15 protein-coding genes, 1 tRNA gene and 1 rRNA gene are annotated in these 21,197 nt (G+C 70.0%); 13 read left to right on the forward strand and 4 right to left on the reverse strand.

Going from position 1 to position 21,197, the window contains the following annotated elements:
- The 3 genes from rrf to ACWCRJ_RS39350 form a co-directional block, all read left to right on the forward strand.
- Window positions 1–84 (forward strand): 5S ribosomal RNA (rrf, locus tag ACWCRJ_RS39340); the annotation flags it as partial.
- Window positions 85–196: 112 nt separating this feature from the next.
- Window positions 197–859, forward strand: a complete 663-nt coding sequence (locus ACWCRJ_RS39345) for a DegT/DnrJ/EryC1/StrS family aminotransferase (RefSeq protein ID WP_046918132.1) — start codon at window positions 197–199, stop codon at window positions 857–859.
- Between the two features lie 130 nt (window positions 860–989).
- Window positions 990–1,062 (forward strand) — tRNA-Thr (locus tag ACWCRJ_RS39350).
- Window positions 1,063–1,112: 50 nt separating this feature from the next.
- Here ACWCRJ_RS39350 and ACWCRJ_RS39355 read toward each other — a convergent pair.
- Window positions 1,113–3,857, reverse strand: coding sequence for a SpoIIE family protein phosphatase (locus ACWCRJ_RS39355; RefSeq protein WP_450943794.1), 2,745 nt, complete (start codon window positions 3,855–3,857; stop codon window positions 1,113–1,115).
- Between the two features lie 406 nt (window positions 3,858–4,263).
- Here ACWCRJ_RS39355 and ACWCRJ_RS39360 point away from each other — a divergent pair, with 406 nt between their 5' ends.
- Together ACWCRJ_RS39360 and ACWCRJ_RS39365 are read left to right on the forward strand one after the other, a co-directional pair.
- On the forward strand, window positions 4,264–9,762 hold the full coding sequence (locus ACWCRJ_RS39360) for a HAMP domain-containing protein (RefSeq protein ID WP_450943795.1): 5,499 nt from the start codon (window positions 4,264–4,266) through the stop codon (window positions 9,760–9,762).
- A gap of 297 nt (window positions 9,763–10,059) precedes the next feature.
- Window positions 10,060–10,743, forward strand: a complete 684-nt coding sequence (locus tag ACWCRJ_RS39365) for a response regulator (RefSeq protein ID WP_005481428.1) — start codon at window positions 10,060–10,062, stop codon at window positions 10,741–10,743.
- A gap of 219 nt (window positions 10,744–10,962) precedes the next feature.
- Here the strand turns inward: ACWCRJ_RS39365 and ACWCRJ_RS39370 are convergent, their stop codons facing one another.
- On the reverse strand, window positions 10,963–11,121 hold the full coding sequence (locus tag ACWCRJ_RS39370) for a hypothetical protein (protein ID WP_450943796.1): 159 nt from the start codon (window positions 11,119–11,121) through the stop codon (window positions 10,963–10,965).
- Between the two features lie 7 nt (window positions 11,122–11,128).
- On the opposite strand from ACWCRJ_RS39370, the gene ACWCRJ_RS39375 reads away from it, so the two are divergent.
- The 8 genes from ACWCRJ_RS39375 to ACWCRJ_RS39410 all read left to right on the forward strand — a co-directional run bounded on the left by ACWCRJ_RS39375 (window position 11,129) and on the right by ACWCRJ_RS39410 (window position 19,556).
- Entirely contained in the window at window positions 11,129–13,699 is a 2,571-nt protein-coding gene (locus tag ACWCRJ_RS39375) for a DNA translocase FtsK (protein WP_450943797.1), read from the forward strand.
- 312 nt (window positions 13,700–14,011) lie between these two features.
- Complete coding sequence (locus ACWCRJ_RS39380; RefSeq protein WP_450943798.1) at window positions 14,012–14,878, forward strand: helix-turn-helix domain-containing protein; 867 nt, start codon at window positions 14,012–14,014, stop codon at window positions 14,876–14,878.
- A 124-nt stretch (window positions 14,879–15,002) separates the two neighbouring features.
- Window positions 15,003–16,484, forward strand: coding sequence for a 30S ribosomal protein S12 methylthiotransferase RimO (gene rimO / locus ACWCRJ_RS39385; protein WP_450943799.1), 1,482 nt, complete (start codon window positions 15,003–15,005; stop codon window positions 16,482–16,484).
- Window positions 16,481–17,227 carry a CDP-diacylglycerol--glycerol-3-phosphate 3-phosphatidyltransferase gene (gene pgsA, locus ACWCRJ_RS39390; protein WP_450943800.1) on the forward strand — a complete coding sequence of 249 codons (747 nt, stop codon included), beginning with the start codon at window positions 16,481–16,483 and terminating at the stop codon, window positions 17,225–17,227. The genes rimO and pgsA overlap by 4 nt, the downstream gene beginning before the upstream one ends.
- On the forward strand, window positions 17,224–17,769 hold the full coding sequence (locus tag ACWCRJ_RS39395; RefSeq protein ID WP_450943801.1) for a CinA family protein: 546 nt from the start codon (window positions 17,224–17,226) through the stop codon (window positions 17,767–17,769). The genes pgsA and ACWCRJ_RS39395 overlap by 4 nt, the downstream gene beginning before the upstream one ends.
- Window positions 17,770–17,878: 109 nt before the next feature.
- Window positions 17,879–18,256: a helix-turn-helix domain-containing protein gene (locus ACWCRJ_RS39400; RefSeq protein ID WP_005481441.1), complete on the forward strand. Its 378-nt coding sequence runs from the start codon at window positions 17,879–17,881 to the stop codon at window positions 18,254–18,256.
- Window positions 18,257–18,532: 276 nt separating this feature from the next.
- Window positions 18,533–19,003 carry a Dps family protein gene (locus ACWCRJ_RS39405; RefSeq protein WP_450943802.1) on the forward strand — a complete coding sequence of 157 codons (471 nt, stop codon included), beginning with the start codon at window positions 18,533–18,535 and terminating at the stop codon, window positions 19,001–19,003.
- 259 nt (window positions 19,004–19,262) lie between these two features.
- Window positions 19,263–19,556 carry a hypothetical protein gene (locus tag ACWCRJ_RS39410; protein ID WP_078531513.1) on the forward strand — a complete coding sequence of 98 codons (294 nt, stop codon included), beginning with the start codon at window positions 19,263–19,265 and terminating at the stop codon, window positions 19,554–19,556.
- Here the strand turns inward: ACWCRJ_RS39410 and ACWCRJ_RS39415 are convergent.
- Window positions 19,504–20,268 carry an SDR family NAD(P)-dependent oxidoreductase gene (locus tag ACWCRJ_RS39415; protein WP_450943803.1) on the reverse strand — a complete coding sequence of 255 codons (765 nt, stop codon included), beginning with the start codon at window positions 20,266–20,268 and terminating at the stop codon, window positions 19,504–19,506. The genes ACWCRJ_RS39410 and ACWCRJ_RS39415 overlap by 53 nt on opposite strands.
- A gap of 32 nt (window positions 20,269–20,300) precedes the next feature.
- On the reverse strand, window positions 20,301–21,155 hold the full coding sequence (locus ACWCRJ_RS39420) for an Fpg/Nei family DNA glycosylase (RefSeq protein WP_450943804.1): 855 nt from the start codon (window positions 21,153–21,155) through the stop codon (window positions 20,301–20,303).
- Between the last annotated feature and the right edge of the window lie 42 nt (window positions 21,156–21,197).

Below are 21,197 nucleotides of genomic sequence, written 5' to 3' on the forward strand. Positions count from 1 at the left end.
TACATTCCGAACCCGGAAGCTAAGCCTTACAGCGCCGATGGTACTGCAGGGGGGACCCTGTGGGAGAGTAGGACGCCGCCGAACAAATATTGAGAGCTGGTCCCCGAATTTCGGTTCGGGGACCAGCTCTTTTTTGTTGTGCGTCACTTGGAGTTCACGTTGGCCGACCAGGATCCGCGCCATGGGTACCGTTGGAATGCTCAGGGCCGCGGGTGTCGGCGCCGGTGACGAAGTCGTAGTGCCGGCGTTCGGGAACCCGGAGGTCGCTCAGGCCGTGAGCCTGGCAGGGGCCGTGCCGGTGTTCGCCGACATAGACCCGGTGACGTACTGCCTGGACGCCTCGGCTGTCGAGGCCGCGGTGACGTCCCGGACGGTGGCAGCGGTCGTCGTCCACCGCTTCGGCAGGTGCGCCGATGTCGCGGCGCTGCGTCAAGTCGGGCAGCGGCACGGGCTGTTGGTGCTGGAGCAGGGGGAGTCGGAGACGCCGTACAGCGAGCTGGGGGAGCGTCGGCGGCGGGCCGCGTATCTCAGTGCGAAGCTGAAGGGCGTGCGGACTCCCGAAGGGGGCGACGGGCACACCTTTCAGCAGTACGTCGTGCGCGTGCCCGGGAACGGGCGGCCGGACCGGGACGCGTTCGCGCGGGCGGTGCGGGCCAAGGGAGTCGAGTGCAGAGTGCCGGTGAAGACACCGGTGCACCGGATGCCGGGGTTCCGGCGGGACGTGTGTCTGCCCGAGACCGAGCGGGCCGCGGACGAGACGCTGGCGCTGCCCATCGGCGGCGAGATGTCGCGGCGCGAACTGCAGCGGTTGGTGTCCGCGTGCAATGCGCTCGGCGGTCTGCTGCAGCCGGCCTTCTAGGTCTTCTGATGCGGGGACGGCTCGGGGGATGTGTCTGTCGTTCGGCAGGGCGCCGGGTGGTTCTGGGCAGCCGCCGATTCGGGGTATGATCTATCTCGTTGCCGCGAGGGGAACCTCGAACAGGTGACAGGCCCCTATAGCTCAGTCGGTAGAGCGTCTCCATGGTAAGGAGAAGGTCAACGGTTCGATTCCGTTTGGGGGCTCAAACGAAAGGCCCCGCCCTATCGGGCGGGGCCTTTGTCGTGTCCGGGGGTCAGTCAGTCTGGAGGCCCGGGACGCGCATGGCCAGGATGGCCATGTCGTCGGAGGGAGCGTCGGAGGCGAAGCGTTCGACCGCGCGCATGACGCGGGCCGCGACCGCGCCCGCCGTGAGGCCCGTGCAGGCGGTGAGAACCTCGGCGAGACCGTCGTCGCCCAACATGCGGGTGCCTTCGCGCCGTTCGGTGACGCCGTCCGTGACACACAGGAGGACGTCGCCGGGGTCGAGGGTGACCGTCTGCTCGTACAGCTCCAGGTCCTCCATGACGCCGAGGAGCGCCTGTGGCTCGGCGGCGGGCTCGACCGTGCCGTCCTGGCGCAGGCGCAGCGGGAGCGGGTGACCGGCGCAGACCACCTTCAGGAGGGCGCTGCCGTCCTCCTGGGGCCACAGCTCGCCGTACAGGAGCGTCAGGAAGCGGCTGCGGGCGCCCTCGTCGATGATCGCGGAGTTGAGGCGCTCCAGGACCGCGGGGCCCGCGTAGCCCTCGCGGGCCAGCAGGCGCAGGGCATGGCGGGCCAGGCCGGTGACGGCGGCGGCCTCCGGGCCGGTGCCGCAGACGTCGCCGATGGCGAAGCCGTAGGCGCCGTCGCGGATGGGGAAGAGGTCGTAGAAGTCGCCGCCGACCTCGTTGCCCTCGCCGGCCGCGCGGTAGATGACCTCGACCTCGACGCCGTCGATCTGGGGGAGTTCCGGCGGGAGGAGGCTGCGCTGGAGGGACTGGCTGATGGCCACGCGCTCCGAGTACAGGCGGGCGTTGTCCAGGGCCAGGGCCGCCCGGCGGGAGAGGTCCTCCGCCAGTTCCAGGATCTCCTGGCGGAAATGCTCGTCCGTGGGCTTGCCGAGCGTCAGCATGCCGATGACGCGGTTGCGGGCCACCAGCGGGAGGACGACGGTCTCGCCGCCCACCGCCGAGGCCGTCGCCAGCGTCGTGCCGATGCCCGAGCTGAGCGTGGCGGGCTGGCCGAGGCCCAGGCTGCGCATGGAGGTGCGCAGGGCCGCCTGGTGGGCAGCCTCGGCGGGTGCCGTCCAGACGCGGGCACCCGGGGTCGGGATGGGCTCCGGCGGGCGGATCTTGGAGAGGAGGGCCTTGAGGCCGTCGATGAGGTCCTCGTCCTCGTGCAGGACATAGCTGAGGTACGGGTCCGAGGCCTGGTCGGCGATCGTGTAGACCGCGCACCACGTGGCGAGGGTCGGGATCGTCATCTGGGCCATGAGGGCCAGGGTCTGGTCGCGGTCCAGGGTGCCCGCGAGGAGGTCGGAGGCCTCGACCAGGAAGCTCAGCGAGCCGCGGCGCAGGCGCTCCAGCTCGCCCAGCCGGGCCGACTCGACGGCCAGGGCGATGCGGTCGGCGGCGAACTGCAGGCGCAGGGCCTCCTCGTTGGAGTACCGGCCCTGGGACTCGGCGGCGACGCCCAGGGAGCCCGTGAGGCGGCCCTCGACCTTGAGGGGGACCGTGACGACCGAGCGCATGCCCGTGCCGTTGAGGAGCGGGACGGCGCCCGGGACGGCCGTGAGGTCGTCGTGGACGGCGGGCATCCGGGCGGAGCCGTAGCGGCCGGGGCCGGCGTCCACGGGGACGCGGGCGAAGCGCTGGCGGGCCGACGGGAGGCCGGTGGAGGCCCGGACCTCCAGTTCCGTCTCGTCGTCGGTCGCGAGGAGCAGGAAGGCGGAGTCGCCGTCGAGCATGTCGCGGGCGCGCTCGACCGTGCGCTGGAGGAGACCGTCGAGGTCGTCCGGGGCGGGGGAGCCGATGAAGACCTCGAAGGGGTCCGTGGCCTGGCCGTCGCCGGAACCGGATCCGTCGGCCGCGGCCATGCGCAGGGGGGTCTGCAGGACGGCACGCTCGTGGTCCCGGACGAGGAGGCAGACGGTGGAGGGGTCGCCCGCGGTGTCGCGGACCCGGAGGTGGGAGGCGTAGACCGGTGTCACCCGGCCGTTGGCGGCGCGGATGCCGTAACTGCCCTCCCAGCGGGAGAGTTGGAGGGCCTCCGCGACGCCGGTGCTGGTGCCGGGGGTGTGCGGCCAGGCGGCGAGGTCGGTGAGGGGCTTACCGATGACGCGGTCGGGGGCATATCCGAAGAGTTCCTCGGCGTCCTCGTTCCAGGCGCCGATCGCGCCCGCGCGGTCGATCTGGACGACCGCGACGCGGACCCGGCCGTCGGCGAGCGGGAGCAGGTCGGCGGGGAGGGCCGGGCCGGCGGAGCGGGTGCCCACGGGGCGGTCGGGGAGGTCGAGTTGGAACCAGACCTGCTTGTGGGTGGAGGTGTACTCGACGCCCCAGCGCGTGGCCATCGCCGCGCACAGCTGGAGGCCGCGCCCGCCCTCGCGGTCCGGGCTGCCCATGTTGATGTGGCTGCCCTGGAGGGGGATCTCACGCTCGGGATATCTGTCGGCGACCTCGATGCGTACGCCGTCGTCGGCCCGCAGGCACAGGACGTCGGCGGAGGTGCCGGCGTGGACGACCGCGTTGGTGACGAGTTCGCTGGTGAGGACCACCGCGTCGTCGCAGATGTCGGCGAAGCCCCAGCCCTGGAGGGTGTCGCGGACGAACGAGCGGGCGGTCGCGACGGATCGTGAGACGGCAGCGAAGCTGGCGGCTGCGCGCGCGGTGATCACAGCACTCCTTGTCCGGTTCTCGATGTGGGGGGATCCTGGGACGGCCTCCTGCCGTGGCAGTGGCTGGTTCTCCGTCGGCCTGGGTTCCTGGGGGGTCTCCCCGGGATGCAGTCCGGTGGTCATGGTGAGGCCGCCCCTCCGATGCCTGCCCGCTCGTGCTCGTGCGCCACCGCCCAGGCCGGACGGGACCGGCATGGCTGGACAGCCGCATGCAAGGTTACTTACCTTCGCCGTCCATGCGGATGCCGGTCGTCTGTGTTTCCGCCCGGAGGTGTGCGGACCGTGTGCGAAGCTGCCGAACTGTTATGGCCTGGTTCAGCCATGGTGAAACACTGGGCAGGCTTCCGGGAGAAGGCCGGACGGGTCCGGGTACCTTCCCGGTGCGGCGGAGAGCGGCACCGGGTCCGCCGGGCGGAAGTATCCGAGTACGAAGCGGTACGAGTGGTACGAACAGTGTGAGCAGTACGTAGCGTTCGAATGCGGTGACGTACGTCCAGCAGGAACGGTCGACCCTTGCGGGAGGGACACAGTGGAGTCTGGCGCAGCGACGCGAGGCACTAAGGCGCGCGCGAAAGGCGGACAGTCCCTGAGTGACAAGCGCACATCACGTAAACCGCGCAATGGGACCACCACTGTGGACACCGCTGCCCTGAACCGGCTGCTCACGGCGTTGGAAGCGATGCGGGACGGGAATTTCCGCAAGCGGCTGACGGTCTCGGGCGACGGTGTGATGGCCGAGATCGCCGCCGTGTACAACGAGGTGGCGGACCGGAATCTGCATCTGACCGGCGAGTTGTCGCGGGTGCGGCGTGTGGTGGGACGTGAGGGCAAGCTCACCGAGCGGCTGGAGACGGGCGCCACGGAGGGGTCCTGGGCGGCCGCGATCGACGCGTCGAACGCGCTGGTCGACGACCTGGTGCGGCCTGTCTCCGAGGTGAGCCGGGTGCTGTCGGCCGTCGCGGAAGGTGATCTGTCGCCGCGGATGGAGCTGCGGTCGCAGGGGCCGGACGGGACCGGGCATCCGCTGCGCGGGGAGTTCCTGAAGGTCGGGCGTACGGTCAACAACCTGGTCGATCAGTTGTCGACGTTCACCGACGAGGTCACGCGGGTGGCCAGCGAGGTGGGCACCGAGGGCAAGCTGGGCGGGCAGGCCAAGGTGCGTGGCATGTCCGGTTCGTGGAAGGACCTGACGGAGTCCGTCAACACCATGGCGCACCGGCTCACCGCACAGGTGAGGGACATCGCGCTGGTGACGACCGCGGTCGCGAAGGGTGATCTGTCCCGGAAGGTCACCGTTCATGTGGCCGGCGAGATGCTGGAGCTGAAGGAGACCGTCAACACGATGGTCGACCAGCTCTCGGCCTTCTCCTCGGAGGTGACCCGGGTCGCGCGCGAGGTGGGTACCGAGGGGCAGCTCGGCGGTCAGGCCGAGGTTCCGGGCGTGGCCGGGGTGTGGAAGGAACTCACCGATTCGGTGAACACCATGGCCGGGAACCTCACCCTCCAGATGCGTGGGATCGCTCAGGTCACCACCGCGGTCGCCAATGGTGATCTGTCGCAGAAGGTGACCGTGCCGGCGCGCGGTGAGGTCGCCAAGCTCGCCGAGACCATCAACCAGATGACCGAGACGCTGCGGATCTTCGCCGACGAGGTCACGCGGGTGGCGAACGAGGTGGGTGCCGAGGGCCGCCTGGGCGGTCAGGCGCAGGTGCCGGGGGCGGCGGGAACGTGGAAGGACCTCACCGATTCGGTGAACACGGTTTTCCGGAATCTCACGATTCAGGTGCGGGACATCGCGGCGGTGACCACCGCGGTCGCCAACGGCGACCTCTCGCAGAAGGTCACCGTGGATGTGGCCGGCGAGATGCTGGAACTGAAGAACACCGTCAACGGGATGGTCGACCAGCTCTCCTCCTTCGGTGACGAGGTCACGAGGGTGGCGAACGAGGTGGGTGCCGAGGGCCGGCTCGGCGGTCAGGCGCAGGTGCCGGGCGCGGCCGGGACGTGGAAGGACCTGACGGACTCCGTCAACACGGCGTTCCGGAATCTCACCGGACAGGTGAGGAACATCGCGGCGGTGACGACGGCCGTGGCCAACGGCGACCTCTCGCAGAAGGTCACCGTCGATGTCGCGGGCGAGATGCTCGAACTGAAGAACACCGTGAACACGATGGTGGACCAGCTGTCGTCGTTCGCCGACCAGGTGACGCGGATGGCCCGGGACGTGGGCACGGAGGGCCGCCTCGGCGGGCAGGCCCGCGTGGACGGCGTGTCGGGTACGTGGAAGGAACTCACCGACTCCGTCAACTCGATGGCCGGCAACCTCACCTCGCAGGTGCGCAACATCGCGCAGGTGACGACGGCCGTGGCGCGGGGCGACCTGTCCCAGAAGATCGACGTCGACGCACGCGGCGAGATCCTGGAGCTGAAGAACACCATCAACACGATGGTCGACCAGCTGTCCTCCTTCGCCGACCAGGTGACCCGGGTCGCCCGGGACGTGGGCACGGAGGGCCGCCTCGGCGGTCAGGCGCAGGTGCCCGGTGTCGCCGGTGTGTGGCGCGACCTCACCGAGTCCGTGAACGGCATGGCCGGCAACCTGACCGGCCAGGTCCGCAACATCGCGCAGGTCGCCACGGCGGTGGCCCGCGGCGACCTGTCCCAGAAGATCACCGTGGACGCGCGCGGCGAGATCCTGGAGCTGAAGAACACGCTGAACACGATGGTGGACCAGCTGTCGTCGTTCGCCGAGGAGGTCACCAGGGTCGCCCGCGAGGTGGGCACGGAGGGCCAGCTCGGCGGGCAGGCCGAGGTGCAGGGCGTCTCCGGCACCTGGAAGGACCTCACGCAGTCGGTGAACTTCATGGCGAACAACCTGACGATCCAGGTGCGTCAGATCGCCGAGGTCACCACCGCCGTCGCCAAGGGCGATCTGTCGAAGAAGATCACCGTCGACGCGAAGGGCGAGATCCTCGAACTCGTCACCACCGTCAACACGATGGTGGACCAGCTGTCGTCCTTCGCCGAACAGGTGACCCGGGTGGCCCGTGAGGTGGGTACCGAGGGCATCCTGGGCGGTCAGGCGCATGTGCCGGGCATCACCGGCATCTGGAAGGACCTCAGTGGCAACGTCAACCTGATGGCCAAGAACCTCACCATGCAGGTGCGGAACATCTCCCAGGTCGCGGCCGCCGTCGCCAACGGTGACCTGACCCGTACGGTGACGATCGAGGCGCGTGGTGAGGTCGCGGAGCTCGCGGACACCTTCAACAGCATGGTGAAGACGCTGAGTTCGTTCGCCGACCAGGTCACCAAGGTGGCCCGTGAGGTGGGTACGGACGGCATCCTGGGCGGCCAGGCGCACGTACCGGGTGTGGCGGGCACGTGGAAGGACCTCACCGAGTCCGTGAACTCGATGGCGTCCAACCTGACCGGCCAGGTCCGCAACATCGCCATGGTGACGACCGCCATCGCCAAGGGCGACCTGACCAAGAAGATCGACATCGACGCGCGCGGCGAGATCCTGGAACTCAAGACCACCATCAACACGATGGTCGACCAGCTGTCGTCCTTCGCGGAGGAGGTCACCCGGGTGGCCCGCGAGGTGGGCACCGAGGGCCAGCTGGGCGGCCTCGCGCGCGTGCGGGACGTCGACGGCACCTGGCGGGACCTCACCGAGTCGGTGAACGAGATGGCCGGGAACCTGACCCGGCAGGTGCGCGCCATCGCGCGCGTGGCCACCGCGGTGACCCGGGGCGACCTGAACCTCAAGATCGACGTCGACGCGTCCGGCGAGATCAAGGAGCTGCAGGACTACATCAACAAGATGATCGCCAACCTGCGCGACACCACGATCGCCAACCAGGAGCAGGACTGGCTCAAGGGCAACCTCGCCCGGATCTCCGCCCTGATGCAGGGCCGCCGGGATCTCGACGACGTGGCCTCGCTGATCATGAGTGAGCTGACGCCGGTGGTGTCCGCGCAGCACGGCGCGTTCTTCCTCGCGCTGCCGTTCCTCGACGGCAAGGACCTGGCCCTGGACAGCGACGACCAGTACGAGCTGCGCATGCTGGGCTCGTACGGCTACTCCATGGGTTCCATGCCGGCGTCCTTCCGGCCGGGTGAGGCGCTGGTCGGGACGGCGGCGAAGGAGAAGCGCACGATCCTGGTGGAGAACGCGCCGAGCGGTTATCTGAAGATCTCCTCCGGGCTCGGCGAGGCGCCCCCGGCGCAGGTCATCGTGCTTCCGGTGCTCTTCGAGGGGACCGTGCTCGGTGTGATCGAGCTGGCGTCCTTCACGCCGTTCACGCAGATCCAGAAGGACTTCCTGAACCAGATCGCGGAGATGATCGCGACCAGCGTCAACACGATCTCCGTCAACACCAAGACCGAGGTGCTGCTGAAGCAGTCGCAGGAGCTGACCGAGCAACTGCGTGAGCGGTCCGACGAGTTGGAGAACCGGCAGGAGGCCCTCCAGGCGTCCAACGCCGAGCTGGAGGAGAAGGCCGAGCTGCTGGCCCGGCAGAACCGCGACATCGAGGTGAAGAACACCGAGATCGAGGAGGCGCGGCAGGTCCTGGAGGAGCGTGCCGAGCAGCTCGCGGTCTCGATGCGTTACAAGAGCGAGTTCCTGGCGAACATGTCGCACGAGCTGCGCACTCCGCTCAACTCGCTGCTGATCCTCGCCAAGCTGCTCGCCGACAACGCCGAGTCGAACCTGACGCCCAAGCAGGTCGAGTTCGCCGAGACCATTCACGGGGCGGGCTCGGACCTGCTCCAGCTGATCAACGACATCCTGGACCTGTCGAAGGTCGAGGCGGGCAAGATGGACGTCTCGCCGACCCGTATCGCCCTCGTCCAGCTCGTCGACTACGTGGAGGCGACCTTCCGTCCGCTGACCGCGGAGAAGGGCCTCGACTTCTCGGTGCGGGTCTCGCCGGAGCTGCCCGCCACGCTGCACACGGACGAGCAGCGCCTGTTGCAGGTGCTGCGGAACCTGCTGTCCAACGCGGTGAAGTTCACCGACTCGGGGGCCGTGGAGCTGGTCATCCGGCCGGCCGGGGCGGATGTGCCGGTGGCCATCAAGGAGCAGCTGCTGGAGGCGGGCTCGCTGCGGGACGCGGACGCCGACATGATCGCGTTCTCGGTGACGGACACCGGCATCGGAATCGCGGCCAGCAAGATGCGGGTCATCTTCGAGGCGTTCAAGCAGGCGGACGGCACCACGAGCCGCAAGTACGGCGGTACGGGCCTGGGGCTGTCCATCTCGCGCGAGATCGCCCGGCTGCTGGGCGGCGAGATCCATGCGCAGAGCGAGCCCGGACGCGGTTCCACCTTCACCCTGTATTTGCCGCTGCACCCGAGCGAACTGCCCCCGCAGGGCTACGCGAACAGTGCTCCCGCCTCGCTGGAGGCGGGGGAGCTGCTGGCCTCCGAGCACGAGCTGGCCGAGCGCACCGAGACACCGGCCGAGGTGAAGTCGTACCGCGAGACCCAGAACGGGGCCGCGGCACTCTTCCGCAGGCGCCGCAGGCCCGTGTCGGCCGGCTCCGCCTCGGACCTGCTCCGGCAGGACAACGGGCAGCCGCAGGAGCACTGGGCGCAACAGGCCGCGCAGGAGGCGGCGGCCCCGTCGCGCCGCACGATCCGCTTCGACGGGGAGAAGGTGCTCATCGTCGACGACGACATCCGCAACGTCTTCGCGCTCACCAGTGTCCTGGAGCAGCACGGCCTGTCGGTGCTGTACGCCGAGAACGGCCGTGAGGGCATCGAGGTCCTGGAACAGCACGACGACGTGACGGTCGTCCTGATGGACATCATGATGCCCGAGATGGACGGCTACGCGACGACCACCGCGATCCGCCGGATGCCCCAGTTCGCGGGGCTGCCGATCATCGCGCTGACGGCCAAGGCGATGAAGGGCGACCGGGAGAAGGCGATCGACTCGGGGGCCTCGGACTATGTGACGAAGCCCGTCGATCCGGATCATCTGCTGGAGGTCATGGAGCAGTGGATGCGGAGTGGGTGACGGGACGTACGGCCCGTCGTCACAACCCGTGGAGAGGCGCGCGGAGTTGCTGACGGAGTGTGGCCGAGGCCGTGTAGAAACGCGGGATTCGGGGAACCTTCTGGTCCCCTGCCGCGTTTCTGCTACGAGCACAGTGACATCACGGTGACAGGGTGTGGCGACGGGCGGGGTGCGGCTACGATGACCGGCACAAGGACGGGTGGCGCGAGGGAGTCGTCCCCTGGGGTGGCACCGACCGGTGTCACGCCGAGTCCTGCGGACAGGGGAGGCCCCAAGCCGGGGCGAGGAGGGCGGGCCATGGTGCAGAAGGCCAAGATCCTCCTGGTCGATGACCGGCCGGAGAATCTGTTGGCGCTGGAGGCCATCCTCTCCGCGCTCGATCAGACACTGGTGCGGGCATCGTCCGGGGAGGAAGCGCTCAAGGCGCTGTTGACGGACGACTTCGCGGTCATCCTGCTGGACGTCCAGATGCCGGGAATGGACGGTTTCGAGACGGCCGCGCACATCAAGCGGCGTGAACGGACCCGGGACATCCCGATCATCTTCCTCACCGCCATCAACCACGGACCGCACCACACGTTCCGTGGGTACGCGGCGGGTGCGGTCGACTACATCTCGAAGCCGTTCGACCCTTGGGTGCTGCGTGCCAAGGTCTCGGTGTTCGTCGAGCTGTACATGAAGAACTGCCAGCTCAGGGAGCAGGCGGCGCTGCTGCGGCTGCAGTTGGAGGGCGGCGGCAAGGGCGCTGCGGGCGGTTCGAAGGAGCCTGCCGGCGGCATTCTCGCCGAGCTCTCCGCGCGACTCGCGGCCGTCGAGGAGCAGGCGGAGGCGTTGTCCAAGCAGCTCGACGACGACTCGGCGGACGCCGCGGCGGTCGCCACCGCCGCCCATCTCGAACGCAAACTGACGGGTCTGCGCAGGGCGCTGGACGCGTTGGAGCCGGGCACGGGAGGGCCCTCGCCGATGCCGTCGCAGAACTGAGCACGTCCCGGAGCATGTCCCTGGGCGCGTTCCCGGGCGCGGGCGGGGTCCCTGAAGCGGCCCCGGGCCGCGCCCGTTCGCGTGCGGTCGCCGTGCGGGGTGAGGGTCTGTCAGGGCGCGTCACCTTCGGGCCCGGAGTTCGCGACACGAACGGGTGAAGCAGTAGGCACACGTGTCGGCTGTGGTCTCCACCGGTAACCTCACACTCATGGCCTCACGTCAGTCCGCAGCGAAGAAGCCGCCCGCGAAGAAGGCGGCCGCTCCGACGAAGGCTCCGGCGAAGAAGGCCCCCGCGAAGAAAGCCCCCGCCAGGAAGGCACCCGCCAAGCGGGCGGCGGCGAGGAAGACGGCCCCTCCGAAGCCGGCGCCCAGTCCCACCGGAGGCGTGTACAGACTCGTACGCGCCGTCTGGCTCGGTGCCGCGCACGCGGTCGGCGCCGTCTTCCGTGGCATAGGGCAGGGCGCGAAGGGTCTCGACCCGGCGCACCGCAAGGACGGTGTCGCGCTCCTGCTGCTCGCCCTCAGCCTGATCGTCGCCGCCGGCACCTGGTCCAACCTGCGCGGCCCGGTCGGCGATCTCGTCGAGATGCTCGTGACCGGCGCCTTCGGCCGACTCGACCTGCTCGTGCCGATACTGCTCGCGGTCATCGCCGTGCGGTTCATCCGGCACCCCGAGAAGCCCGACGCCAACGGCCGCATCGTCATCGGTCTGTCCGCGCTCGTCATCGGCATCCTCGGCCAGGTCCACCTCGCGTGCGGCTCGCCCGCGCGCAGCGCCGGGATGCAGGCGATAAGGGATGCCGGGGGACTCATCGGCTGGGGCACGGCCACCCCGCTGACGTACACCATGGGCGAGGCACTGGCCGTGGCGATGCTCGTGCTGCTCACCGTCTTCGGGCTGCTCGTCGTCACCGCGACGCCGGTCAACGCGATTCCGCAGCGCCTGCGGCTGCTCGGGCAGAAGCTGGGCATCATCGCGGACGACGCCGTCGAGTACGACGACGTCGCCGAGTACGGCGAGGACGACGCCCGCTACGACGAGCAGTGGCGTGACGCGCTGCCCGCGCGATCCCGCAGGCGCGGTTCCGCCCCCGAGCCGTACGACCCCGACGATGCCGAGCAGGAGGCCCTCACCCGGCGACGCCCGCGGCGCTCCGCCGTCCGGCAGCCCGACCCGAACCGGCCGATGGACGCCGTGGACGTCGCCGCGGCGGCCGCAGCCGCGCTCGACGGGGCGGTGCTGCACGGCATGCCGCCCTCGCCGGTCGTCGCCGACCTCACCCAGGGCGTGAGCGTGGGCGACCGGGAGGAGACCACTCCCGTCCCGGCCGCGCGCAGCAAGCCGACCAAGGAGGCCCCCCAGGCCGCCAGGCCGCCCAAGGGCGCCCGGCAGGACTCCCTGGTGCCGGACCTGACCAAGCAGGCCCCGGACGAGCCCCGCGAGCTGCCGCCGCGCGCCGAGCAGCTCCAGCTCGCCGGCGACATCACCTACTCCCTGCCCTCGCTGGATCTCCTGGAGCGGGGCGGGCCAGGCAAGACCCGCAGCGCGGCCAACGACGCCATAGTGGCCTCCCTGTCCAACGTGTTCTCCGAGTTCAAGGTCGACGCCTCCGTCACCGGCTTCACCCGCGGACCGACGGTCACCCGGTACGAGGTCGAGCTGGGCCCGGCGGTGAAGGTCGAGCGGATCACCGCGCTCACCAAGAACATCGCCTACGCCGTCGCCAGCCCGGACGTACGGATCATCAGCCCGATCCCCGGCAAGTCGGCCGTCGGCATCGAGATCCCCAACACCGACCGCGAGATGGTCAACCTGGGTGACGTCCTGCGCCTCGCGGACGCGGCCGAGGACGACCATCCGATGCTGGTCGCGCTCGGCAAGGACGTCGAGGGCGGCTATGTGATGGCCAATCTGGCGAAGATGCCGCATGTGCTCGTCGCGGGTGCGACCGGCTCCGGCAAATCGTCGTGCATCAACTGCCTGATCACCTCGGTCATGGTCCGCGCGACCCCCGAGGACGTCCGTATGGTTCTCGTCGACCCCAAGCGCGTCGAACTGACCGCCTACGAGGGCATCCCGCACCTCATCACGCCGATCATCACCAACCCCAAGCGGGCCGCCGAGGCACTGCAGTGGGTCGTGCGCGAGATGGACCTGCGCTACGACGACCTGGCCGCGTTCGGCTACCGGCACATCGACGACTTCAACGAGGCCATCCGCAACGGCAAGGTCAAACTGCCCGAGGGCAGCGAGCGCGAGCTGCAGCCGTACCCGTACCTGCTGGTGATCGTGGACGAGCTGGCCGACCTGATGATGGTGGCGCCGAGGGACGTCGAGGACGCGATCGTGCGGATCACGCAGCTCGCGCGCGCGGCCGGCATCCACCTGGTGCTCGCCACGCAGCGGCCGTCCGTGGACGTCGTCACCGGTCTGATCAAGGCGAACGTGCCCTCGCGGCTCGCCTTCGCCACCTCCTCGCTCGCCGACTCGCGCGTCATCCTCGACCAGCCCGGCGCGGAGAAGCTGATCGGCAAGGGCGACGGGTTGTTCCTGCCGATGGGGGCGAACAAGCCGACCCGTATGCAGGGCGCGTTCGTGACCGAGGACGAGGTCGCGGCGATCGTGCAGCACTGCAAGGATCAGATGGCGCCCGTCTTCCGGGACGACGTCACCGTGGGCACCAAGCAGAAGAAGGAGATCGACGAGGAGATCGGCGACGACCTGGACCTGCTGTGCCAGGCGGCCGAACTGGTCGTCTCCACGCAGTTCGGCTCCACCTCGATGCTCCAGCGCAAGCTGCGCGTCGGTTTCGCCAAGGCCGGGCGGCTCATGGACCTCATGGAGTCCCGGGGCATCGTGGGGCCGAGCGAGGGCTCCAAGGCACGTGACGTTCTCGTGAAACCCGACGAGCTGGACGGCGTGCTGGCCGTGATCCGGGGGGAGACTGAGGCGTAGGGATCGCGGACGGCGCGCGGCCGGGGCGCACGGCAGGGAGAACCGGTTGCCGGGCATGCGGAACACGGATGCGATTACGGCATCCGGGTAGGCGAACGTGACTGATCCGTAAGGAAAGGGTGAGCAACCGTTTCCCTTCGGCGTACGTCAAGTTGGACGAGGCGACAGCTCTGTGCCCCACCCTCACCACCAGCAGGATGACCGGCCATTCTGATGGCGTACAAAGTCCCACCGCCCGGTTGCCCCACCCTTTCGTACCCCCCCTAGACTGAACTTCCAGCACAGGTGGCTACACGCTCGAAAGGCGCCCCCGTGTCCATCGGCAACTCCCCTGACGGCAACTTCCCCGAAGACGAGCGTCCGTTCGAAGACGACCGTGACGAACGCTCGGCGGAACGCCCCTCGATCGGTCGTGCCCTCCAGCAGGCACGCATCGCGGCCGGGCTGACCGTCGACGACGTCAGCAGCGCCACCCGGGTCCGCATCGCCATCGTGCACGCGATCGAGCAGGACGACTTCGCCCCCTGCGGCGGCGACGTCTACGCGCGCGGTCACATCCGCACCCTCGCACGCGCGGTGCGCATCGACCCCGTCCCGCTGCTGGAGCAGTACGACGAGGCCCACGGCGGACGGCCCGCGCCGACGCCCGCGGCCCCGCTGTTCGAGGCGGAACGGATCCGGCCCGAGCGGCGCGGCCCCAACTGGACCGCCGCCATGGTCGCCGCGATCGTCGCGGTGATCGGCTTCGTCGGCTTCACCGCGTTCGACGGCGGGGACGACGACGGCTCCGGCACACAGGTCGCCGAGGGCTCCACGCCCACGACCAGCAAGCCCGCCTCGTCCAAGCCCGAGACCGACAAGCCCGACGCCGACCCCAAGCCCGACCCCACCGACAGCGCCATCGCGGCAGCGCCCCGCGACAAGGTGACCGTGCGGGTCAGTGCCTCCGACGGGCGCAGCTGGATCTCCGCCAAGGACCACAACGGCCGGCTCCTGTGGGACGGCCTCCTCAAGCAGGGCGAGTCCAAGACCTTCCAGGACGGCTCCAAGATCGACCTCGTCCTCGGTGACGCAGGGGCCGTCCAGCTCTACGTCAACGGCAAGAAGATCGAGGACGACTTCCAGCCGGGCCAGGTCGAACGACTGACCTACACGAAGGGCGACCCCGAGGTCGGCTGAGCCCCCGGTAGGGCCGGGCCACGGACGCACGGGCGATTCGAAGGAAACGTGAGGGACGGGGCCGGCCGGGATCGGCCAACCCCGTCGACGTGGGCTGTCACTGGGACGAAGTAGTCTTGAGCCCATGCCTGAACGCCGTACCGTCGCACTCGTCACTCTTGGCTGCGCCCGTAACGAGGTGGACTCGGAGGAGCTCGCAGGCCGCTTGGAGGCGGACGGCTGGGAGCTCGTCGAGGACGCCGAGGAAGCGGATGTCGCGGTCGTCAACACCTGTGGCTTCGTCGAGGCCGCCAAGAAGGACTCCGTCGACGCCCTCCTGGAGGCCAACGACCTCAAGGGACACGGCAGAACCCAGGCCGTCGTGGCCGTCGGCTGCATGGCCGAGCGGTACGGCAAGGAGCTGGCCGAGGCGCTGCCCGAGGCCGACGGCGTGCTCGGCTTCGACGACTACGCGGACATCTCCGACCGCCTCCAGACCATCCTGAACGGCGGCATCCACGCCTCGCACACCCCGCGCGACCGCCGCAAGCTGCTGCCGATCAGCCCGGCCCAGCGCCAGGAGTCGGCCGCCGAGGTCGCGCTGCCGGGGCATGCCCCCGCCGATCTTCCGGAGGGCCTCGCTCCGGCCTCCGGGCCGCGTTCGCCGCTGCGCCGCCGCCTGGACGGCTCGCCCGTCGCCTCCGTGAAGCTCGCCTCCGGCTGCGACCGCCGCTGCTCCTTCTGCGCCATCCCCTCCTTCCGCGGCTCCTTCATCTCCCGCCGCCCCTCGGACGTGCTGAACGAGACCCGCTGGCTGGCCGAGCAGGGCGTCAAGGAGGTCATGCTCGTCTCCGAGAACAACACCTCCTACGGCAAGGACCTGGGCGACATCCGGCTGCTGGAGTCCCTGCTGCCCGAGCTGGCCGAGGTCGACGGCATCGAGCGGGTGCGGGTGAGCTACCTCCAGCCCGCCGAGATGCGGCCCGGCCTCATCGACGTGCTCACCTCCACGCCCAAGGTCGTGCCCTACTTCGACCTCTCCTTCCAGCACTCCGCCCCGGCCGTGCTGCGCTCCATGCGCCGCTTCGGCGACACCGACCGCTTCCTGGAACTGCTCGACACCATCCGCGGCAAGGCACCCGAAGCCGGCGTGCGGTCCAACTTCATCGTCGGCTTCCCCGGCGAGAGCGAGGCCGACCTCGCGGAGCTGGAGCGCTTCCTGAACGGCGCGAGACTGGACGCGATCGGCGTCTTCGGGTACTCCGACGAGGAGGGCACCGAAGCGGCGACGTACGACGGCAAGCTGGCCGAGGACGTGGTCGCCGAGCGGCTCGCACGGGTCTCGCGGCTGGCCGAGGAACTGGTTTCGCAGCGTGCCGAGGAGCGCGTCGGGCAGACCGTGCGTGTGCTCGTCGAGTCGGTCGACGGCGAGGAGGGCGCGTACGGCCGGGCTGCCCACCAGGCACCCGAGACCGACGGTCAGGTGCTCTTCACGAGCGGCGAGGAGCTGAGCGTCGGCCTTATGGTCGAGGCGAAGGTGGTCGGCACGGAAGGCGTCGACCTGGTGGCCGAGGTGCTTCCGGGCTCGCACGACTCCCTCACGTGTACTGAGGAGGCGGCCAGATGACGGGAGTCCCGGCATCCGCGGCGGGCGGCACCTCCGGCGCCAAGGGCGCGACGAGCGCCCCGGGCGTTCCCGGCGCCCCGGGCGCCGCCGCCTCCAGTGATGCCGGGGAGGCGCGGGCCGTGCGTGGCGGGAAGCTGGGAGCTGCCGCCGTCAACCAGGCCAGCCTCTGGAACATCGCGAACATCCTGACCATGATCCGCCTGGTCCTCGTACCGGGCTTCGTCGTGCTGATGCTCATGGACGGCGGGTACGACCCGGTGTGGCGTGCCTGGGCATGGGCCGCCTTCGCCGTCGCCATGATCACCGACGTCTTCGACGGTCACCTGGCCCGGACCTACGACCTCGTCACCGACTTCGGGAAGATCGCCGACCCCATCGCCGACAAGGCGATCATGGGTGCCGCGCTGATCTGTCTGTCCTACCTCGGCGATCTGCCGTGGTGGGTGACGGGAGTCATCCTCGGCAGAGAGCTCGGGATCACGCTCCTGCGCTTCATCGTCATCCGGTACGGAGTCATCCCCGCGAGCCGCGGCGGCAAGCTGAAGACCCTGATCCAGGGCATCGCCGTCGGCATGTACGTCCTGGCGCTGGAGGGGTGGCTGGCCACTCTGCGGTGGTGGGTGATGGCCGCCGCGGTCATTCTGACCGTGGTCACCGGATTCGACTATGTGAGACAAGCCATTGTGCTGCGCCGGCGCGGAACCGCCGAGCGCGAAGCCGCAGCGGAGGGAGTGGAGCATTGACTTCCACGGCTGCCGAAGTGCTGCGACTACTGACGGTGAGGGGTGAGACGCTCGCCGTCGCCGAGTCGCTGACCGGCGGTCTGGTCGCGGCCGCTCTCACCGCGGCCCCCGGCTCCTCCCAGGCGTTCCGGGGCTCCGTCACCGCCTACGCCACCCAGCTGAAGCACCAGTTGCTCGATGTCGACGCCACCCTGCTGGAGCAGCGCGGGGCGGTGGATCCGCAGGTCGCGGCCCAGATGGCGGAGGGCGTCCGCAAGGCGCTCGGCGCCGACTGGGGAATTTCGACCACCGGAGTCGCGGGCCCCGACCCCCAGGACGGCCAACCCGTCGGCACGGTCTACGTGGCCGTCACCGGGCCGTCCGCAGCCGATTCCGGCGTATCAGGTGGCGGGAAAGTGTCGTCGTTGCGGTTGAACGGCGGCCGGGCGGAAATCCGTATGGAGAGTGTACGGAGCGTACTCGCACTGCTTCTCGAGGAGCTTGCGGGCGAACAGACCGGAAATGAGCGGGCACAGGATACGGAACAGAACGGGGGGACCTGATGTTTACAGCCCTGAGTGAACACAACAGCGCTCCCCGCACGGCCGCAGCGCAAGGCGGTACGGTGGGGCGTGAAGGATGCGGCTACGCGGTCCGAGGAGGGAGCCACCGATGATTCTGCTCCGTCGCCTGCTGGGTGACGTGCTGCGTCGGCAGCGCCAGCGCCAGGGCCGTACTCTGCGCGAAGTCTCCTCGTCCGCCCGAGTCTCACTCGGCTATCTCTCCGAGGTGGAGCGGGGGCAGAAGGAGGCTTCCTCCGAGCTGCTCTCCGCCATTTGCGACGCGTTGGACGTACGGATGTCCGAGCTCATGAGGGAAGTGAGCGACGAGCTCGCCCTTGCCGAGCTGGCCCAGTCCGCAGCGGCCACCGAGCCGGTGCCAGCACCAGTGCGTCGACCGATGCTCAACTCCGTCTCGGTGGCCGGTGTACCGCCGGAACGGGTCACGATCAAGGCACCCGCCGAAGCGGTGGACGTCGTCGCGGCCTGACCTGCCGCGACGGTGTGCATGAGGTTCGGTGCGTGCCGGTGAAGAAGTAGCAGCGAGACGGGAGCCCCGGGTGGGGTCTCCAGGGAGACCTGGGGGCGCCGGCCGGGGCTTTCGCATTGCGCCCGTCGCGGGGGCCGGGGTCCTGTGCCGCCCCGTTTGCCGGGGTGGTGGTGTGCGGTCATGGTGGAGGGGCGAACGGGGACCTGCGCGCGATTTCGATCGTCTGTGCGGGCGCACGGGGGCGTACGGTCGTCTCTAGAATCCGGAGCTGCGCTGATGTACGTGGTGAAGAGCCCGCTGTCCGATGCCGATCTCAGGACCGTCTCCGAGGCGCTGCAGGGCGCCCTCGTCGATCTCGTCGACCTCTCCCTGGTGGCCAAGCAGATCCACTGGAACGTGGTCGGGCCGCGGTTCCGCTCGGTCCATCTCCAGCTCGACGAGGTCGTGGACACCGCCCGGCTGCACTCCGACACGGTCGCCGAACGCGCTTCCACCCTCGGTGTCTCACCGGACGGGCGGGCCCGGACGGTGGCCGGGAGCAGCGGGATCGGCCCGGCCCCGGACGGCTGGGTCAAGGACGCGGACGCGGTGGGGACCCTGGTCGACGCGCTCGGCTCGGTGATCACCCGGATGCGGACACGGGTGGAGAGCACCGCGGAGGCGGATCCGGTGAGCCAGGACATCTTCATCCAGATCACGGCGGATCTGGAGAAGCACCACTGGATGTTCCAGGCGGAGAACGGATAGCGCGACGTCGTCCGGCGTCGCGAGCCGGTGCCGGGCTTCCGTGCGCTCCCGCCTCGGTGGGTCGTGCGCCCCCCGGCCGGCGCGTGCGGTGGGGGCGTGAGGACGGCGGTGAGTGGCTGCGGGGCGCATCGTGTGCCCCGCGGGCTCGGTCCTCGTGAGAGAGGCGTGCGTCCCTGTGCCGGTGGTGCGCCCTCTCCGCCCGTGACGAGGGCCGTCTAGCGTCGTTCTGGGGGCCCGGAGGCCTTGGAGGTGGCGGCCAATGCGGATAGTTCGCTGGGGGGCGGCTCTGGGGCTCGGTGCGCTGTGGTGGTGGGGTGTGCTGCGGCTCGCGCTGGTGCCGGACGCCGGCGCGGTGGAGGGGGCCGTCGCGGCCGGGGGGTGGGGGCTGAGCCTCCTTCCTGTGCACTGCGTACCGAAGGGACGGGCGCCGGGACGGCCGGGGGGCGCGTCAGGGGGCGCGGGGGGTGGTCCGGTTCTGGAGGGCGCGGTGGGGGCCGCGGTCACCAGGGCATGGCCACCCCGCCGTTCGGGCGGAGGATCTGACCCGTCGTGAACGCCGAGGCGTCGGAGGCGAGGTGCAGGACGGCGTGCGCGATGTCGTCGGGCTCGCCGACCCGGCTCAGTGGTGACAGCCGGGCCATGAAGGACTCCGTCCGCGCCTGTGCCTCGCCGTCGTGGCGATCGGTCATGGGCGTACGGATCCAGCCCGGGGCGACCGCATTGACGCGGATGCCGTGGGCGCCGACCTCGGTCGCCAGGGTCTTCGTCAGCTGGACCACCGCCGCCTTGGTCACGCCGTAGCAGAGCAGCCCCGGACCGCCGGTGTCGACGGCGCCGGAGGCCATGGTGACGATGCTGCCCCGCGTCCCGTCGTCGATCATCCGGCGGGCCGCTGCCTGGCAGGCATGGAGAACCCCCTTGAAGTTGACGCTCCACACCCGTTCCAGGTCCTCGTCCCGGGTCTCCAGAACCGGGCTGCTGTGCATGATTCCGGCGATCGCCGCCATCACATGGAGCCGCTCGCAGGCGGCGACGGCCCGTGCGAGCTGGGCGCGGTCGGTGACGTCGAGGTGGTGGGTGTGGGCGGTGGCGTTCCTGGCCTTGATGAGGGTCGCCGTCTCGTGCAGGCCCTGTGCGTCGCGGTCCGCGCAGTGCACCGTCGCGCCCGCCTCGGCGAGCAGCACGGCGGACGCGCGGCCGATGCCACTGCCGGCGCCGGTGACGAACGCGGTGCGGCCGGTGAGGTCGTACGCCGGGATGGGCATGACTCGACGGTACGAGCGCATCTGACGGTCCGTCAATTAGGTGTGCGGCGCTGAACTCGGTTGCTCGGGCGGGGAGTTCGTGTGGTGCTCGGGGCCGGCGCCGGGCCCGGCTGGCAGGTGGGGCACCAGTAGGTGGGGCGTTCGCGGGAGCCGTCGCCCTGGTCGGCCACGCGAACGGAGGTGTGGCAGCGCAGACAGGGGCGGGGGGCCCGGCCGTACACGAACAGGTCGTGGTGGCGGTGACCTGTCGTGTTGCGGATCGGGCGGTCGCGGTTGGCTTCGAGGAGCTTCTTGGCGAGGGCGGGCAGACGGGCGGCGAGATCCTCAGGGAGGGCGCCGGCGGGGAGCCAGGGGGTGACTCGGAGCAGGAAGCACAGCTCGCTCTTGTAGACATTGCCGATGCCCGCCAGATTGCGCTGGTCCAGGAGGGCCTCGCCGAGGGCGCGGTCCGGGTCGCTCAGGAGGTTGGCGAGGGCCCGGTCGGGGTCCCAGTCCGGGCCGAGCAGGTCGGGGCCGAGGTGGCCGACGGCGCGGTGTTCGTCGGTGGTGCGGATCAGCTCAAGTACGGGGAGGCGGTAGCCGACGGCCGTGCGCTCGCTGTTGCCGAGGATGGCGCGGATCTGGTGCGCCGGGCCGCCGCGCCAGCGCTCGCCGTTGGCGTACACCTTCCAGGACCCGTCCATCCGCAGGTGCGAATGCAGCGTCAGGCCGCCTTCGACGCGGGTGAGGAGATGCTTGCCGCGAGGGGTGACGTCCAGGACGGTACGGCCGGTGAGGTCGGCCGTGGCGTACTTCGGCACGCGGAGGTCGGAGCGGGACAGCACCTTGCCGGCGAGGGCGGTGTGGAGTCGCCTCGCCGCTTGCCAGACGGTGTCACCTTCGGGCATGGGTCAAGGGTGGCATGGGTTCGGTGGTGGGGAGTGGGTAGC

The sequence above is a fragment of the Streptomyces sp. NPDC002324 genome (assembly GCF_053593335.1).